This window comes from Solwaraspora sp. WMMA2080 (assembly GCF_027497395.1).
Taxonomy (GTDB): domain Bacteria; phylum Actinomycetota; class Actinomycetes; order Mycobacteriales; family Micromonosporaceae; genus Micromonospora_E.
The window spans coordinates 181,131-198,841 of the sequence record NZ_CP114910.1 but is presented as its reverse complement, the minus strand read 5'-3'; the positions used below and the strand labels follow the sequence as shown (position 1 = coordinate 198,841).

The following is a 17,711-nucleotide window of genomic DNA, read 5'->3' as shown; positions in this document are numbered from 1 at the left end:
CGACCCACACGGTTGCCCGTACCGGATTGAAACCTGCTTGGCTTCACTTCCGTGTTCGGAATGAGAGCAACAGCTCGGCCGGACATGGTCAAGGCTCCGCGCGACGTGAAGTGTCTGAAATTTGCCCGGCGAACCAGCTGTGTCCACCGCACTCCATCGGATAGGTTTGCCGGCTGCCCTCTGTGCAGCGCGCGCTCCGCCACCGACGTCTCCACGTTGTACGACCGAGACGCCGGTGGTCTGGCGACGGAGCCCGCCTTGCCGCGCGCCGTCCGACAAGGACACGCAAGACGAAGGGATGTGGATGAGCAGCGAATCTCCAGCGAGCAGCAGAAGCCGGCACTGGGTGGTGATAGAGACCGGCGCCAATCAGGCGTACGTGTTCGCCAGCAACAAACAGGCGGTGAACGTCGGGGCCAGCGAATTGATCTTCCGGAGCGGCACCGAGTGGGTGAAGACCGCCGTTGACAAGATCAACGAAGAGCACACCGAACCCGTCGTCGAGATCGTGGTGGCCGCCTCCGGCAAAGCGCTGCTGCTTGCCGACGACGAGGACGCCGGCAGGGCGGTCATCCGGGCGGTGACCCGCCGTGCCCTCGACGAGGCACCGGGCCTGGAAATCTGGGGGACCGTGGATCCGACGTCGGTCACCGAAGACAAGCTGGGGAAAGGACTCCTCCGGGCGTACCAGTTGCAGGCGGCGTGGCGCAGCCGGCGTCCGTCGCCACTGCTGCGGCACCCGACGTTGCCGTTCACCCGGCCCTGCCACTACTCAGGTCAGCCGTCGACCGCTTTCGGTTACGAAGGCACCAGGCCGTACTCGAGATCAGCCAGGGTTGATGCCGCGTGGCAGCAGCGCGACGCGGGCCGCCAGCGGATGGCGAGTCGGCTCGGCGAGGAAGCGGTGGTCAGCGCCAGTCAACTGGCGGACGGCGTGAGCAACGCCGGCTGGGTCGCGGTGATGCACGCCGACGGCAACGGCATCGGCGCCATTTTCCAGAAGCTGGCCCAAGAACCCGGTCCGGAGTTCCTCGACAACCTGCGGGCCTTCAGCGCAGCCCTCGACGAGGTGACGCTGGAAGCGCTGAAGCAGGCGGTCGCCGCCCAGCAGGGCCGCGACAACTGGCTACTGCCCCTGGTGGTCGGCGGAGACGACGTGACCGTGGTGATGGACGCCCGGCCGGCGTTCGACGTGACCGCGACCTTCGTCGAACAATTCGCGAAGATCGCCGCCGGCCATCCGGTCGTCCAAAAGGTCCTGGCCGGCGGCAAGCATCCGGGTCTGACCGCCTGCGCCGGGATCGCGTACGTCAAGCCGCACTACCCGTTCAGCCAGGCGTACAAGTTGGCCGAGGATCTGTGCACCTCAGCCAAGCAGATCAAACGGATCGACGATCGCTGCGGCGCGCTGGACTTCCATGTCCTGCATGACTCCGTCGGGCAGCGTCTGGAGCAGATCCGCACGCCGCTGACCGTGCCAGATGGCGCTCGTGCCTTGTCGCGGTTGTGGCCAGGCCCGGTCGTGATCGGTACGCCACAGGCCGGCAGCTGGGCGGCGGCCCACGATGTCGCCCTGCTGCGGAGCGCCGTCGATGAGTTGAGCAAGGCAAGCGAGGACGATCCGCCGGTGCTGCCCCGCAGCGCCCTGCACCGGCTGCGGCAGGCGCTGCTCACAGGACGCGCCGAAGTCGAGCGGGCACGCGACCAGGTCGCCGTCTGGGCACCCGACCCGGCGACGGCGCGACCGTTCCTCGATGCGCACCTGTTGGTGCACGAGCCGGCCGAGGAGTCCTCGCCAGACGGCGAGCGACAGCAGGTGCGGTTCAGCAGGCTCCTCGGCGCGGTCGACCTGATCGACATGGCCACCGGCACCGCGCCACACGCCAACCGCGAAGCCGGCCGTACCGGCGGGCAGCCGCCACGACAGGAGGCGTTGCGCTGATGGCCGACATCGATCAGCTGACGGGTAGCACCGGGCTGCGCAACGAGCAGCCGTTCACCGTCGAGGTGGAGTTTCTCAGCGACTGGGCCTGCGGCACCGGCACCGGGCGGCACGGCGCGGTCGACCGCGAAGTGCAGCGGGACGCCGATGGGCTGCCGATGCTGCGGGGCAAGGCACTCGCGGCGATGCTGCGCGACACGGCGGAAACCGTCGCGGCCGGACTGGATGAGGGCACCACCGGCACCTGGCACGCCTGGGTCGAGGCGGTCTTCGGCAGCCAGCCGGGCGCGTCGTCCCGGCAGCAGCTCGACGCCGGTCCGCAGCCTCGCACCATGCCGGTGCCGGCGACGCTGCAGGCCCGGCCGTTGCGTCTCGCCGCACCGGTACGGGAGGCGATCGCGGCGCTCGACGAGCGCAACCAGGCACTGGCCCGGGAGGCGGCCGTACTGCTGCGCCCCGGGGTGGCGATCGACACCGACCGGCACACCGCTGCCGACGACACGTTCCGCATCGAGGAGCGGGCGGCGGTCGGGCTGACCGTCACCGCCAACTGGCAGCTGGTCTTCCCCGGTCTCGCCGCCGACGATGCGGTGCCGTGGGAGGCAGAGCTGCTGCTGCGGGCGGCCGCCCGCCTCGTCGACGCGGTCGGCGGCAAGCGGCGCCGGGGCGCCGGGCGCTGCCGGGTCACCGTCGCTGGGGACAGGGCCAGCGTTGACGGCCACGCCGGTCCCCGCCTGGCCGCCCTGCTCGACCAGGTGGACCAGGCGAAAGAGCCGACTGCGGCGATCCTGGCAGGCACCAGCGCTGACCCGGCCGGCACCACGCTCGGTGCCCGGGCGACCGAGCAGCTCAGACACCGCCACGATCTGCGGATCACCGCGCTCACTCCGCTGCTGGTCGCCCGTGGGGTGATCGGCAACATGGTGCTGACCGACAAGTACGTGCCGGGCACGTCACTGCTGCCGATGGTGGCGAAGGCACTCGGCAGGCGCGCCACCGAGCTGATCACCGGCGGCCAGGTGGTGGTCACCAACGCCACCATCGAGGTCAACGGCGAACGGACACTGCCTCGACCTCGCGCCCTGCACCACGACAAGGACGCCCGGCCGCGCCGGCCCGGCGACCCACAGACACTGGTCAACATTTTCCAACCACGTGACGACGACGGCCGACGCCTACGCACGGATGACGACTTCTGTGTCCGCGCCGGCGCCGAAGGCATCCACCTCGCGCAAGTCGACCTGGTGACGCAGGCCCACGCCGTTGTCGACGACGGCACGCAGCGGCCCACCGAGGACTCCGGAGGGTTGTTCGTCTACCAGGCGATCGCCGCCGGCACCGTGCTGCGCTGTGAGCTGTGGCTCCCGGCCGACGCGGCGCTGGATGTCGACTGGCTGGACGGCGAGCACGGGATCGGCCGGTCCCGCAAGGACGACTACGGCCACGTCAAGGTCGACGTCCTCGACCCGGGCACACCACGACTGGCTGCCCGGGGCGAGATCCGTACCGACCAGCAGCTCGTCGTCTGGTTGTTGTCGGACCTGCTGCTACGCGGTCCGGCCGGCGAACCACTGGCTGACGCGACCGCGCTGGCGGCTGCCCTGAGCACGGAGCTGGGTGTCGAGTTGAGACTGCCCGATCCGGCTCCCGGGCAGCCACCGGTGGAGCTGGCCACCGTCAGACGGGTCGAGTCGTGGCAGCAGCGCTGGTCGATGCCCCGACCGTCGCTGACCGGCCTGGCTGGCGGCAGCGTCTTCCGGTTCGACATGACCGGAGTGCCCGACGAGTCAGCGTTGTGCCGGGTCGAGGCGGCTGGGATCGGTGAGCGGACCGCCGAGGGCTACGGCCGGTTGGCGCTGCAGCCACAATTGCTCGACCAAGCGCTGATCGAGGTGGTCAAAGCCGGCAGCTGCGACGTCGTCGGCGAGTTGTTGCACCGTGGCTGGCACCGGGAGCTGCATCGCGCCGCGGCGGTCCGGGCAGCCAGCGCCGAGGTACGCAAGGAATTCGTGCCGCCACGGGCAACCGCGGCGCAGCTCGGCACGCTGCGGACCCTCGCCGACCGGGTCGCCGAGGACGGCGGCCCGGAGCAGATCCGAGGCTGGGTCGCGGCGACCCGCCGCAACCGGTCACGCAAGGAGATCTGGGGTGGCGACCGGCTCGACCGGCTGACAAAGCTCGTGTCCGGTGCGGAGGCGCTCTGGTCGTACCTGGGGGTCCGGCCGCCCAGCGGGATCCCCGACGAACTGCACCGGCAGGCAGTCGGCTGGCTGCTCGCCGAAGTGGTGCGGGCCGAAGCCGAGCAGCGCCGCAACCGACCAGCGGACAGTCCGGAGGTCAACAACGACGAGGAGGCGCCGGCATGAGCCGCCCGGTAACCAGCAGATGGGAACTGACCGGCACCCTCGTCGCCCAGGCACCGGTGCACATCGGTGGTCTCGACGCCGGGCCGGCACAGCTGGTCCAGGCCCGCGACGGAGCGGGCCGGCCGCTGCTGCCCGGCACCGCACTGGCCGGCGTGATCCGTTCGACGCTGCGGGCCGCAGGCGCGCCTGACTACCTGTTGTGGGGGTTGGCGCCGAAACCCGACGGCACCGGCGGGGCGGCTTCCCGGGTGCGGATCGATGACGCCCCCGCCGTCGGCAAGCCCCAGGTCGAGCTACGCGACCACGTGTCGATCGACCGGGTGCACGGGGTGGCGGCCAAGGGGCACCTGTTCAGCCGGGAGGTGCTGCCCGCCGGCACCCGGTTCGAGTTCCGGATGGTCGTCGATGCCCCGACCGACGACTCCACCAGCAAGGCGGAGAAACTCGCCCGCACCGTCGCGGCCCGGCTGTGCGGGCCGGGGATCAGCGTCGGGGCAGCCACCACGCGGGGACTCGGCCTGGTCCGGCTGGAGGACGCCGTACTGCGGGTATCGGATCTGGCCACCCGGGCCGGCATGCTCGCCGCGCTGTGCAGCGGGGGTCAGAAGGTCGATCTGGCGGAGTCCGATCCCGAGGCGGTGCCGCCTGGGACGTTGCGGATCAGCGTGCCCTGGCGCCCGCACGGTCCACTCGCCGTGCAGGTCAGCGCCGACGGGGATGTGGTCAGTGCGTTTCCGCTGACCGGACGCAACGGTGACCGCACCCATCTGGAGCTGCCCGGCAGCTCGATCAAGGGAGTGTTGCGCAGTCACGCTGAGCGGATCACCCGTACGGTGACCGGCGCCACCGCTCCGAAGAAGTTCCTGGACCAGATGCGGGCCGACGGGCTCGGGCCGGTGGCGGCGCTGTTCGGCACCGCCGCCGCCCGTGACAGCAAGGACCGTGACCTGCCGGCCGGGCGGCGGGGTGCCCTGCAGGTAGCCACCTGCGTCAGCAACGCCGCCCTGCCGACAGCCCAATGGGACGCGGTACGCCTGCTGCAGCGACGCCTCGACGAGACCGTTCACCAGAACGCGCACGGCCCCGACGGCGGCAACCCACCGGAGCGCACGACCGATCAGGTACGAGCCGCGCTGGGCACACTGCAGCGCGCGGTCGACGAACTGAACGCTACGGTCGACGGAATCCAGTTCACCATCGCTCATCACGTGGCAGTGGACCGCTGGACCGGCGGGGCCGCCGACGCGCTGCTGTTCGCGACCTTGGAGCCGCATGCCACCACGGTTGACGCGTGGCAGCCGATCACGCTCGACCTGGCGGTGGACCAACTCGACCAGGATCCGACGACGACCAGCGCACGCGCCGACGACGACCGACGGGCAGCACTGGCGTTGCTGCTGCTGGTTCTGCGGGACCTGTGCGACGGCTGGCTCGGCTTCGGCCACGGCACCACGCGCGGCGCCGGCGGGGTGCGGGTCGACCCGAACAGGGTGCGGTTCCAGGCCGACGCCCGCTCCGGCTGGTGTCGGAGACTCGACGGCCGCTCCCTCGCCGAGGTGCTGGCCGACGACGAGGTGACCAAGCCACTGATGACGGCGTGGCTGGCGGCAACGACAGGAGGGCAAGCGTGAGTACCGTCGCGCGCCATCAGAAGGTCCAGGGCCACGGGCCGGTGGGTCAGGCACTGCAGAGCTTCGCTCACGACACCGGGCCGGGGATCGGGTTCTGCTACCGGCCGGCCGACGTCCGCTGGTTCCGGTTCGACGCCGACGGGGTGCCCACCGGCCCCGACGGAGCCGCACTCGATCTGACCGGGGTGTTCGAGCTGCGGGCGTTCACCACCGACACCGAGTTGCGCTGGCGGAACACCTCGGCCGGAACCGGCACGGCGGTGCAGGTCAGCGACGGCGCTACCGGCCAACGGCCGCGGCACGAGCGGCTGCTGTGGGGAGTAGCGGTCGATCCGCAGCCCGCAACAGGCTGGGTCGCGCTGCACGACGCCCGAATCGGCGTGCTCGACGTCCCGGTCGGCGGCTCGAAACCCACCCACGGCCACCTCGTGTGGCTGCAGGTCGTCGAGTACCTCGAAGAGGACAGACACGGCAACGTCGCCGTGATCGACGAACGGCTGGTCGGGCTGGTCGCCCGTCCGCACCCCAACAGCGAGGCAACCGAGGAGGCAAAGCCCGATGAGTGATCAGCACCGGCCGGTCGGCCCTATCGACGCGGCCGGCCCGGCCGAGTTGAAGGACGCCAAGGGGCACTTCCTCAACCCGTACGGCTTCGTGTCCATCCCGGACCGCGACGCCCTGCCAGCAGAGCTGGCCGACGGGCCGCCGGCCGGCCACGACAGGTACGACCCGGACCGGTGGACCGGCACGATTCGAGTCCGGGTCACCGCCCGTACCCCGATGTTGATCCCGGACCATGGACGGCGCGCGGCCGACGACACCGCGACCAACGCGCCGCTGCCGGTACGGGTCGACCACGCCGGCCGGCCGGTGCTGGCCGGCTCGGCGGTCAAGGGTGCGCTGCGGTCGGCGTACGAGGCGGTCACCAACTCACGGTTCGGCGTGTTCACCGGCCACGACCAGCAGTTGGCCATCCGGGCCACCACCGACCATGCCCAGCGGTTGCGACCCGCCGTAGTGACAGAGGTCAACGGGGACGGCAGCGCCACGCTGCAGGTGGTCGATGCACTGGATCCGAAGGACTGGCAGGGCGGTCCGCTGAAAAAGCCCGTGCAGACGGCGGTGTGGGCGCCCATGGACCTGCCCTGCGAGTGCGTCGGCGGCTGCAGCGGCAAGGTCGGTCATGCGGTCACGGGCTCGCAGGAATCGACGCGTAGCCCCGAGATGGAGGCGTGGATCTACTTCGCTCTACTCGGCCCGTATCCGCTGTGGCGAGTCGCGGTCTATGCCCGGCCCGGCGAGCTGTGCGACGAGTCGGTGGCGGACCAGCGCCGTGTCGCCGACCGCCAGGACGAACAGGCCCGGGCGATAGAACGGGCGCGGAAGGCTCAGGCGAGGGGAAAGAAGAACAACACGGGACTGACCGTCACCAACCATCCGTTGGTGCGGGTCCGGGGGCGGCTACATGTCACCGGCAGCACATTCCCGGCCGGCGAAGGGCGCAAAAGGTTCGAACGGTTCGTTGTCACGCAGGTCAAAGAGGGTCCGGCCACGCCGGGACTGTCGGCCCCGACCGTCGGCAAGGCCCTGGTCGACGGCTGGCGAGCGGTAATCGATTCCTACGAGCGCGCCCACGAGACGGAAAGCAGCCTGAAAGTCCGCTACGGCAGCTACGTGTGGGACGCGAAGCGGTGGCGGACGCTGCAGGTCGGTGACACGCTGTACGTGGAACTCGACTCCGACGGAAAGCCGGTCGGGCTGTATCCGGCGATGATCGGGCGTAAGCCGTTTCCCGGCTCGCCGGTAGTCAGCCTCCCCGGGCGGCACCGACCGGCCGACAAGCGCAACCTGCTGTCCCCGGCGGACCGGGTGTTCGGTTGGGTACGCCAAGGCGAGGACGACTCACGGGTCGCACATCGGGGGCACCTGAGGGTGCTGCCGCCCGACGGCGACGGGGTGCCTAGCAAGGACAGGGTTCATCGGCTCATCCGCCCACTGGAGCTGGTCGTGCTCAACGGGCCGAAACCGTCGCAGTTCCTGTTCTATCTCGGCGACCGTAACGGGGCTCCGCTGGAGGCTCCGGATCGGCGCGCTGAACAAGGCTACCCGGCCGCCGCCGACACTCGCCGGTTGCGGGGCCGGAAGACCTATCTGACCCACGCCGAAGTGGTTGACGGCGAGCCGGGCGCGGCGGACTACTGGACGCCGCCGGCTCAGCCGCCCCGGCCGGCGACACCGAACGGTCCCGCACCGCCGAAGCCAAGACCGGTGACGGTCGGCGGGCGGACCCGCTTCCGGGAGTACGCTCGCCCACCTGTCGACCGCAACGCCAGAGACAACACCGAGATCACCACGTCGGTGTCGCACTGGGTGAAGCCGGGGACCACGTTCGCGCTCACCCTTCAGGTCGACAATCTGACCGGCACCGAGCTGGGGGCGTTGCTGTGGCTGCTGTCGCTACCGGACGGCGCCTGCCTCAAGCTGGGGTTGGGCAAGCCGTTGGGCTTCGGCGCGGTACGGGTCGAAGTCGACTGGGACGACACCCGGCTGTTCACCGGCGATCGGCTGCTGGACCGCTACCGCATACTGTCGCTGTCACCGCCGCCCGCTGACGCGGACCTGAGCGCGGCCCGCCAACTCGTCGCCAGCTACGACGACGTGCTGCGCGAGCATCTGACCGATGTGCGGGAGGAGTTCCTCAACGCCGCGTACGGGTTCGTCGGCGCTCCGGTGCACTACCCGCGCAAAGCGGACGGCTCGCCGGCGGGTGTGCCGGCCACCCCGCGCAACACCACCTACGACTGGTGGGTGGCCAACGACAAGATCGGCAACGAGGCCGGAAAGGAATACGGGCGACGGCTGTCGCTGCGTGAGCTGTCCGACCCTGGCTCGTTGCCGCTGCCGTACGACCCGACCGGCATCCGGCCGGGGAAACCGAAGGGCAGCCAGCCAGGCGCGTCTACCGGCAGCCGACCAGGCGGAGCCTGGCCGGGTGAGCCGCAGGACGATCCTCCGCGTCCCAGACGCCGCAAGATGGGTGGCCGCCGAGGCCAGGGCGGCAACGGCCATCGGTACGACGACCGCGGCCGGGGCGACGGACGCCGGTGAACAGGCTGTCGGGCTCCGGTGGAGGTCCCGCTACCGGAGCCCGGCAGCCGGCCAGGCGGACGGGTCAGGTGTCGCGCAGTCGGCGTACGTCGTCGCGTAACTCGGCGAGCACGTCGGCCAGCCGGGGGCCGCCGCAGACTCGGTCGCCGAACGTGTCACGGGCGGTGTTGGCCATCGCGGTGAGCAGCCCGCTGACGGTGTGCTGCGCTCCCCCGGTGTTGTGCAGGATCAGGTCGTCGAGGGCGCGGGCGTCGAACGGCCCGTGCCCATGGGTGACCGGCAACTGGTTGCGGGTGTCGAACATCCATGTCAGCTCGTCGCGGATCTTCGTCTTGGTCTGTGCGTGGTTGTCCGCTGAGCGTTCGGCGCAGGCGCATGCGCCGATGATCGCCCGCATCCCGGTTGCCGGGTCCTTGTCGATGCCGGGCAGCGTGGCCCACACCTCGATCCGTTCGGCGACCATCCGGACGGCGCGATCCTCGGCGTCCACGGTGGTCATCGGCCAGTCCTCCGACTCGCCGGCATGGCGCAACGCTTCTGACAGACGCAGCGCCTTGTCACTCAACTGTTTGCCGGTGGCGAGGGTGCCGAGCAGCCGGGCGGCGGTGTCGAGTTCCGCGACGTCCAGGGCATGGCTGGCGGCGGTGAGGATGGCCAGGTCGGTGCCGAAGCGCAGCGGCAGCCGGTGGGTGCCGGCGGCGAGCACATTCTGGTTCTGGGTGACGAGTTGGCGCAGGAACAGCGGGATTCCCCGTACGGCGGCGATCTGTTGCCCGGCGTCGAGCAGGGTCAGCACATGCTCCTTCGGCCCGGTCGGGATCAGCACGATCGCCCCGGTGTCCGGGCCGACGTGCTGGCTCAGCAGCTCGACCGCGGCCTGCTTGGTGAACGCGGCCGGGTCGTCGGGGTCGAGCCCGACGGCAGCGACCGAAGCGGTGACGACGGTGTGTCCAGCGGCGCGCAGCTGCTCGCCGACCCGCTGCGCGTGGGTGAACGTCCCGGAGGCGGTGCCGAGGATGATCATTTTCACCGGTACCTCGACCGGACCGCCGAGGTAGGTCTGGACGTCTTTCTCGATCCGCCGCCACCGGTTCTGTTGGACAGCATCGGCGATCTCCTCGACGACGTAGTCACCGCCTTTGCTGTCCGGCCAGCCGAGGATGGTGAGGTAGCAGACGGTGTCGCCGGGCACCAGGGGCAGCGGCCCGAGTCCGGACGGGGTGGGCAGGTCGGCCGCCGGGGCGGTGTCGTGTTCGGCGAGGTGCCGGCGCAGGGCGTCGAGCATCGCCGGCTGCGGCGGCGCAAGTTCGTGGGAGCTGTCCTTGCCCATCTCGTTGAGCTGCCGCACGATCGGCGAGAGGAGCCACTCGCCGCTGGCGGTGCGCTTCGCGTCGAGCACGGCGGAGTCCTGATGCTCCCGGTCGATCGTGCCTATCAACTTGCCGAGGGTGGCGATCCGTCGCCCGTTGCGCTGCTGCGCCCAGTGGAGCAGGTCGAGCGTGCTGCCGTCGTGTTCCCGCAGCTCCTGGTAGCGGTGGACGATGTAGGCGCGGACGGCGAAGCCGCTGCTGCCGTCGCCACGCATCAACGCGGCGGCCATCACGGCCCGCATCCGGTCGGCGTTCGGCACGACGTACGCCTGCCCGAAGTGATCAGCCTCCGCGTCCACGACCCGCCGCTGCTCAACCGTCAGACTCAGCTGACCCGCATCGGCGAGAGCCCGCAGCAGATCGTGGTAACGCCACCGACGCAGCAACGGCACCACCGGGTCGACCGGCAACCCGACCGTCGGGTCGTAGACGGCGTGCCGGGGCGCCACGGTCGGCCCGATCCGGATCAACGACCACGGCAGCCCGGAGCTGATGACGGCGTCGAGCGCGCCGAGGATGACCTGGGTGGAGCCGCTGCCCCATACCGTGTAGACCCGCCCCGCAGTGGAGTCGGCGCGGCTGCGCAGGAAGCGGGTGACACCGCACGCGATGTCGGGTTCGGTGACGCTCACGCCGTGGACGATGGTGACGGCGGTGACCGGTACGCCGTACAGGTCGGGTTGGCGGTTGAGGGCGTGCGCGATGACGTCGGCGATCGGCGCGACGACCGGGGTGCACAGGAGCACCAGGTGGATGGTGGTGGTGCCGGTATCGGCCGGCAGAGCGCCCAGTGCGGCGGCGAGCGGCGCGACCTGGCCGGTGGTCTGTTCGGGGGTGCGCAGCAGCAGGATCTGCCGGGTGTGGGTGTCGTCGTCGGGCCGCTGTTCGAGCCGGGCGAGGAGGTCGCCGGCGTCGGCCTGCCCGGCCGACAGGCGGGCGCGGCCCGCCGGTGCGCCGAGGTCGGAGTTTCCGACGGCGTGGAGCAGGTAGGTGACGTGTCGGGTCACGTTCGTCCTATTCGGGTCGGGTGTCGACGATGGTGCCGAGCCTGTTGCCGCCCAGGCCGGGCAGGCCGGGTCGGCCCGCCTGGCCGGCGCGTTCGGCGCGCCAGGCCAGCTCGGTGTGTTCGGTGTCGCGCAGCCGGCGTACGTCGGCGCGCAGCTCGGCGAGCAGGTCGGCCAGCCGGGGGCCGGCGCCGGGGCGGTCACCGAAGGTGCTGCGGGCGGCGGCGGCCATCGCGGTGAGCAGCCCGCTGACGGTGCGCTGCGCTCCCCCGGTGCGCTCCACGATCAGCGGCTCCAGGTTGAGTGGCTCCGGGGCGAGCGGCTCCGGGTTCAGCGACTCCGGGGTGTCGCCGTCGGCGCGGCCGTGGCCGTGGCCGTGGGTGATCGGCAGTCGGTTGCGGATCTCGTACAGCGGTCGCAGCACCTGCCGCCGGGTGGCTTCCTTGAGCCGGTTGGCGTCGATGGAGTGTTCGGTGCTGGCGCAGGCGCCGATGATGGCGCGCATGCCGGTGGCGACGTCCCGGTCGACGTCGGGCAGCGCGGCCCACACGTCGATCCGTTCGCCGATCATCCGGAAGGTGCAGTCCTCGGTGGTGGTGACGTCGGCCTGCACCGGCACCGGCCAGCGGCGCAGCCGCCGGGTGGCGCAGCGCAGCGCGTCGGACAGGCTCACCGCGCGGGCGCTCAGCGGCTGCCCGGTGGCGAGGGTGCCGAGCAGCCGGGCGGCGGTGTCGAGTTCGGCGACGTCCAGGGCGTGGCTGGCCGCGGCGAGGATGGCCAGGTCGGTGCCGAAACGCAGCGGCAGCCGGTGGGTGCCGGCGTCGAGCACGCTCCGGTCGCGGGTGACGAGCTGCCGCAGGAACAGCGGGATTCCCCGTACGGCGGCAGCCTGCTGCCCGGCGGCGAGCAGGGTCAGCACGTGCTCCTTCGGCCCGGTCGGGATCAGCACGATCGCCCCGGTGTCCGGGCCGACGTGTTGGCGCAGCAGCTCGGCGGCGGCCGGCTCGGTGAACGCGGCCGGGTCGTCGGCGGCGACGCCGAGGTCGGCGATCGGGGCGGCGACGGCGGTGTGCCCGGCGGCCCGCAGCCGGTCGGCGGCCTGGCGGGCGTGCGGGTAGGTGCCGGCGGCGGTGCCGAGGATCAACGCCTTGACCGGCACCGGCTGGCCGGCCGGCACCCCGAGGTAGGTGCGGACCGCCGGGTCGAGGTCGTCGCGTCGGTCGGGATCGGCGGCGGCTTGGACGATCTGTTCGACGATGTACGGGCTGCCGTCGCGCGACGGGTTGCCGACGACGCTGAGGTACCAGACGGTGTCGCCGGGCACCAGGGTCAGCGATCCGAGCCCGGCCGGTGCGTTGTCACCGGCTGCCGGCACGCCACCGGCGGTGGCGGCGGCCGGGGATCTGTCGTGTTGGCGCAGGTGCCGGCGCAACGCGTCGAGCATCGGCGGGTCCGGTGGTTTGAGTTCGTGGGCGCTGGCTTTGCCCATCTCGTTGAGCTGGTGCACGATCTGCGAGGCGAGCCACCGGCCGCTGGGCGCGGCTTTCGCCGCCCGTACCGCCGGGTCTGCGTGCCCGGCGCGTTGCTCGCGGATGACCCGCAGCATCGCCCCGAGGGTGACCGGGGATCGTTTGGCGTGCTGTTCGGCCCAGGTGAGCAGGTCCAGCGGGGAGCCGTCGGCGGCGCGCAGTTCGTGGTAGCGCTGGGCGACGTAGGCGCGGACGGTGAAGCCGCTGCTGCCGTCGCCGCGCATCAACGCGGCAGCCATCACGGCCCGCATCCGGTCGGCGTTCGGCACGACGTACGCCTGCCCGAAGTGATCAGCCTCCGCGTCCACGACCCGCCGCTGCTCAACCGTCAGACTCAGCTGACCCGCATCGGCGAGAGCCCGCAGCAGATCGTGGTAACGCCAGCGACGCAGCAACGGCACCACCGGGTCGACCGGCAACCCGACCGTCGGGTCGTAGACGGCGTGCCGGGGCGCCACGGTCGGCCCGATCCGGATCAACGACCACGGCAACCCGGACGTGATCACCGCGTCGAGCGCGCCGAGGACGGTCTGGGTGGAGCCGCTGCCCCAGACGACGTACGCCCGGTCGGTGCCCGGGTCGGCGTGGGTGTCGAGGGTGCGGGTGACGCCGGTGGCGATGTCGGTCTCGTCGAGGCTGTCGCCGTGCATGACGGTGACGGCGGCGATGGTGCCGCCGTACAGGTCGGGCTGGTGGCGGACGGCGCGGTCGATCGCGGCGGCGATGGCGGCGACCCGGGCGGTGGTCGCGAGGATCAGGTGTACGGCGGTGCCGGCGGTGTCGGGGTCGGCGTGCAGGGCGGCGAGGGCGGCGGCCAGCGGCGCGGTGTCGCCGGTGGTCTGCGCCGGGGTGCGTAGCCGCAGGATCCGCCGGGTCTGGTCATCGTCGTCGGGCCGCTCGTCGAGCAGCCGCAGCAGGTCGGTGGCGCCGGCGCTGTCGGGTGGGGGTACGCCGAGGTCGGCGTGCCCGACGGCGTGCAGCACGAAGGAAACGCGAGGGGACACGGCCCGTCCAATCGAGGGGGTGGTCGGGGGGATGGTGCCGAGCCGATCAACGTTACTCAGTGGATTTGTCACGGGGCAGGCGGTGTCGGGTATCCGATGGCAGCCTTGCCCCGGCGGTGGGTTCCACAGTGGCGCGGCCGGCGTCGATGATGGCACGGTGACGGACGATCGCTGGGACGGCCCGGGGTTGACGGTGTTCGGCTCGGCCACCGGTGGTGACGGCTGGGCGGGCCGGGCCGGCGGCGGGTCGGGCGGTGACCGGGGCGGCTGGGCGGGCGGGCTGCGGGCGGCGTTGTCGGACGGGACGGCGGCGGTGGCGGTAGGCGGCGCGCTGGCCGGCGGGTTCGGTGTCGAGGCGGCCAAGTCGGTGATGGTCGGTGAGGCGGCCGGCCGGTGGTGGTTCGTGGTGGGCTGCCTGGCCGGGGTGGCGCTGCTGGTGGCCGGGTTCGGGCTGCGGGAGCGGGCGTACCGGCAGGTGCAGGTGGGGATCGTGGTGACCGCGCGCGACGTCGGGCGTGGGCTGGCCAAGGCCCGGCAGTACGAGCAGCAGGCCGAGGAGTTCAGCCGGTCGACGTGTGCGGTGACGGTGGCGACGGCGGTCACCTTGTCCGGTGATCCGGTGGTGGACAAGTCTCGGGTCGAGAAGTTGGCGGATGAGACGTTCAACGCGTTGATACTGGCGCAGCGGCTGACCCCGGAGGCGACCCGGGTCAATCTGATCCCGACGATGCCGCTGCATCTGGCGTTCTGGTTCGGGGCCCGGCTGGGTCACACCCATTCGCGTGAGGTGCGGGTCCACGCCGTCCGCCAGGCCGACGGCTCTCCCCCGTATTTCGCGGCGACGGCGTTACGGGCCACCGAGTCGGCGGCGGCTCCGCTGACGGCGAGCCTGGAGGTCGTGGCGGGCGGAGATCCGTCGCGGGCGGCGCTCGCGCTGGATCTGCAAGGCTTCGGGCACCAGTTCGCCGATCCGGTACGGGAGACCTGCCGACAACACGGCATCGGTCACCTGCTGGTGCTGCGCAGCGCGGGTTCGTTGCTGGTCGAGGACGCGGCCACCTATACGGGCGTTGTGGAGCAGGCCCGCCGGGAGTGGCTGGCCGCCGCGTTGCCGAGTGCCGCCCGCACCGGCCGGTACGCGGTGTTCCTCAGCGGCTCGGTGGCGATCTCGCTGGCGTTGGGTGCCCGCCTGGCGGCACCGGATCCCGGGCGGTGGACGGTCTTTTCGTTCGACCGGGACACCCACTCGTACCAACCGTTTCCCTTGCCGGAGCCGACCCGGTGAGCGACAATTTCCACATCGGCATGTCGGCGACTACCGGACGGGAGGTGAGACAGCCACGCCGGGCCAAGCGGCCTCCATCGAGGACGGACAACACATCGATGTACGCAAGATTAGGTGCCGGAGTTGCGATGAGATGTCGATTGCGGCAACCTCCGACACGCCCGGGATCCGGGGGAGGTTGGCGGAAAGATCCCAAAGTACGCCCGAGCTGCGAAAACTCACCTCACAGAGATCATCTGGACCGCCACCAAGATCACGATGATCATGAGGTTGCCCTCCGAGCCACCTGTTTGCCCAGCTCAGACCGCCCGGCATTTCGGACACGGTCCCCGGACACACGAAAACCGCACCGGATTGAAACTGGCGTAGGAGACGAACTCCCAGCCAATACGGTCAAGTCCCCGGACACACGAAAACCGCACCGGATTGAAACTGTTCCAGTCGAGCTTGTTGCTGACCTCAGCTAGACGGTCCCCGGACACACGAAAACCGCACCGGATTGAAACCTGAGCAGCGGCCTCACACACCTGTTTGAGGTTAGGGGTCCCCGGACACACGAAAACCGCACCGGATTGAAACCGTCAACTTTAGACATTGCAGAGCCCTTCTTGAGGCTGGGGGAAGGGTTACCACAACACGCCCGAAGGACACGGCAAGCGGAGGCGGGCGGGACCCGGTCGGTCATGCCGATGCCCAGCTGCTCGTCGACTTCGGCGGATCAACCGGGTCGACTGGCGCGTTCAACCCCACCCGGCTGCCCTGCGACAGCGACAGCACATCCATCGATTAAAGCCGATCGCATCGGTGAGGCGAAACCATCGCCGAACTGGCCGCCCCACGTCACCAACAACCGGCTTTCTTCTAATCCAGGAGGATACAATCCGTTGAGTGGTATCGATGCCCGACTCGGCTAGCCACCCACGCCAAACGTAAGAATTTGCGCATTTCACCACAAAGCATTTCGCAGTCGCATGTCAGACTGATAACCGTCGCCGCACGCTACGATATGTATAGTCGTCACCGAACATTGTTCGATGTGGCTGCGCACAACTAGTTTCGACGAGGAGAGCGGCGTCAGTGCAACCATATCCACCAATCTACCCCTCAGACCCTACCCGTCGACGTTCCCCAGGCTCCGCGCGTGCGTTTTTTTTGTGGACCTTAGTATGGATATCATTCGCCATCTCGGCAGCGCTTTTCCTCGCGACCACACTTGGTTGGTCAGGCAGAATTTCTACAATCCTTGCAGCCAGCCAGGCACTTCTGGGCGCCATACTCACAATACCAGCTAGGCGCTCTACAGATCTTGGTCTTGGGCTTAAGATCCTGTGCCTTCTCTTAACCCTTTTATCACTCAGCGTGGCCTTATTTGCAACGTGGACGTTTCGAGACACTCCCCCCGAGCTGGGGCCACTAAGACCACCGGAACAAAGGACAATTAGCGACATAGTCAGTGAATGCGGCACGCCTTCAGTAAGAGTTCTTACCGAAACGCCGACTGTAGACTATAAGGCAAGAGCCGTTTTTTCCTCATCCTCAGGAGGCGGCGACCTTGTGGCGGTGCTTATAGACCCAAACGTATATCCAGACCCAGATGCAAACGACTTAAGGCTTGATGTCATTGGGTGCAACGGAGACGAGTGGGAAAGAATATTTTCGCACCCGATCGAATCCCGCGGATGTGGCTACTTCAAGCTGCAAGTCGTACAATTGAGGACGCATAGCGAACAGGAAATCGTGGCCTCGAGAACGTGTGGTAGCGGCGGATTTCTGAGCTTCAAGATTCTCGGTTTCGACGAGAGCTCGCGGGAATTTGAGATTCTACATGAGAAAAAAGATCTTCAAAGTGGAGAGGTGGCACAGAGGGCCGACCATATTGTTATTGTAAATAGCACGGAAGTTCGTGGCCTAAAGTGGATCGGGAACAAATTTGTCGATATCGGAATTTTACCTGAACCCCCTCCGCTAGAGGGTAAACAAATTGCCTATTGGTGGAAGGGAGATAAAGGATACGCCGACATATTGCGAGTAAATGTGGAACCCCACGAAAGGATCTACCTTGTTTGGGACAGAACGCGCGATACCTCAAATTACACCACACCAAGAATTCTAGCCGATAGCGTTAGCTACGAGCACGGAATAACCGCCGGTCCGCCACCATTTTCGTTCCTCACGGACGACAGCGGCCAGAGTTACTTGGAAATATCTTCTTACAATGTTGAGGTAAATATTCGAATCTCGCCCGACGGCGATCACGCTCACGCCATCATTATCACCGCCGCATCCTGATTCGCCTTTTGCCATCCAGAAATTACGCCGATAAATACCAAGCCCGGGGCGCGTGCTCTGCCGCTGCGACACCCTGACTGTGTAGGCAGCGGTGGACACCGGGCCGAGCGGCCGTTCGCGTGCTCGGGGGCGGACGTGGGGGCGTCACCGCTCGTCGGGTGCCTGGTGCCCGGCCGCCCACCA

The 17,711-nt window shown here is 69.3% G+C and carries 9 protein-coding genes and 1 CRISPR repeat array; of the genes, 7 read left to right on the top strand and 2 right to left on the bottom strand.

Translation table 11 applies throughout. The features are described 5' to 3' along the window. Positions 1–304 precede the first annotated feature (304 nt). Genes O7543_RS00945 through O7543_RS00925 form a run of 5 tightly spaced genes read left to right on the top strand, consistent with a single transcriptional unit; the run spans position 305 to position 9,047 of the window. Positions 305–1,942 carry a hypothetical protein gene (locus O7543_RS00945; RefSeq protein ID WP_281550628.1) on the top strand — a complete coding sequence of 546 codons (1,638 nt, stop codon included), beginning with the start codon at positions 305–307 and terminating at the stop codon, positions 1,940–1,942. Next, the gene (locus O7543_RS00940; RefSeq protein ID WP_281550629.1) at positions 1,942–4,308 is read left to right on the top strand and encodes an RAMP superfamily CRISPR-associated protein; all 2,367 of its coding nucleotides are present in this window, start codon (positions 1,942–1,944) and stop codon (positions 4,306–4,308) included. Before O7543_RS00945 ends, O7543_RS00940 begins: the two co-directional genes overlap by 1 nt. Further along, on the top strand, positions 4,305–5,939 hold the full coding sequence (locus O7543_RS00935) for an RAMP superfamily CRISPR-associated protein (RefSeq protein WP_281550630.1): 1,635 nt from the start codon (positions 4,305–4,307) through the stop codon (positions 5,937–5,939). The genes O7543_RS00940 and O7543_RS00935 overlap by 4 nt, the downstream gene beginning before the upstream one ends. Next, positions 5,936–6,505 carry a CRISPR-associated protein Csx19 gene (gene csx19, locus O7543_RS00930; RefSeq protein WP_281550631.1) on the top strand — a complete coding sequence of 190 codons (570 nt, stop codon included), beginning with the start codon at positions 5,936–5,938 and terminating at the stop codon, positions 6,503–6,505. The genes O7543_RS00935 and csx19 overlap by 4 nt, the downstream gene beginning before the upstream one ends. Next, positions 6,498–9,047 carry an RAMP superfamily CRISPR-associated protein gene (locus O7543_RS00925; RefSeq protein ID WP_281550632.1) on the top strand — a complete coding sequence of 850 codons (2,550 nt, stop codon included), beginning with the start codon at positions 6,498–6,500 and terminating at the stop codon, positions 9,045–9,047. Before csx19 ends, O7543_RS00925 begins: the two co-directional genes overlap by 8 nt. Before the next feature lie 64 nt (positions 9,048–9,111). On the opposite strand, the gene O7543_RS00920 is transcribed toward O7543_RS00925, so the two are convergent. Then, positions 9,112–11,424 (bottom strand): hypothetical protein, encoded by a 2,313-nt coding sequence (locus O7543_RS00920; protein WP_281550633.1) that lies wholly within the window; start codon positions 11,422–11,424, stop codon positions 9,112–9,114. Between the two features lie 7 nt (positions 11,425–11,431). Then, entirely contained in the window at positions 11,432–13,954 is a 2,523-nt protein-coding gene (locus O7543_RS00915) for a hypothetical protein (RefSeq protein WP_281550634.1), read from the bottom strand. Between the two features lie 157 nt (positions 13,955–14,111). Between O7543_RS00915 and O7543_RS00910 the strand changes: the two genes are divergently transcribed. After that, complete coding sequence (locus O7543_RS00910; protein ID WP_281550635.1) at positions 14,112–15,239, top strand: SAVED domain-containing protein; 1,128 nt, start codon at positions 14,112–14,114, stop codon at positions 15,237–15,239. Between the two features lie 324 nt (positions 15,240–15,563). After that, a CRISPR array of direct repeats spans positions 15,564–15,818; the repeat unit is 37 nt; unit sequence GGTCCCCGGACACACGAAAACCGCACCGGATTGAAAC. A gap of 498 nt (positions 15,819–16,316) precedes the next feature. Beyond that, on the top strand, positions 16,317–17,528 hold the full coding sequence (locus O7543_RS00905) for a hypothetical protein (RefSeq protein WP_281550636.1): 1,212 nt from the start codon (positions 16,317–16,319) through the stop codon (positions 17,526–17,528). The last annotated feature ends 183 nt before the right edge of the window (positions 17,529–17,711 follow it).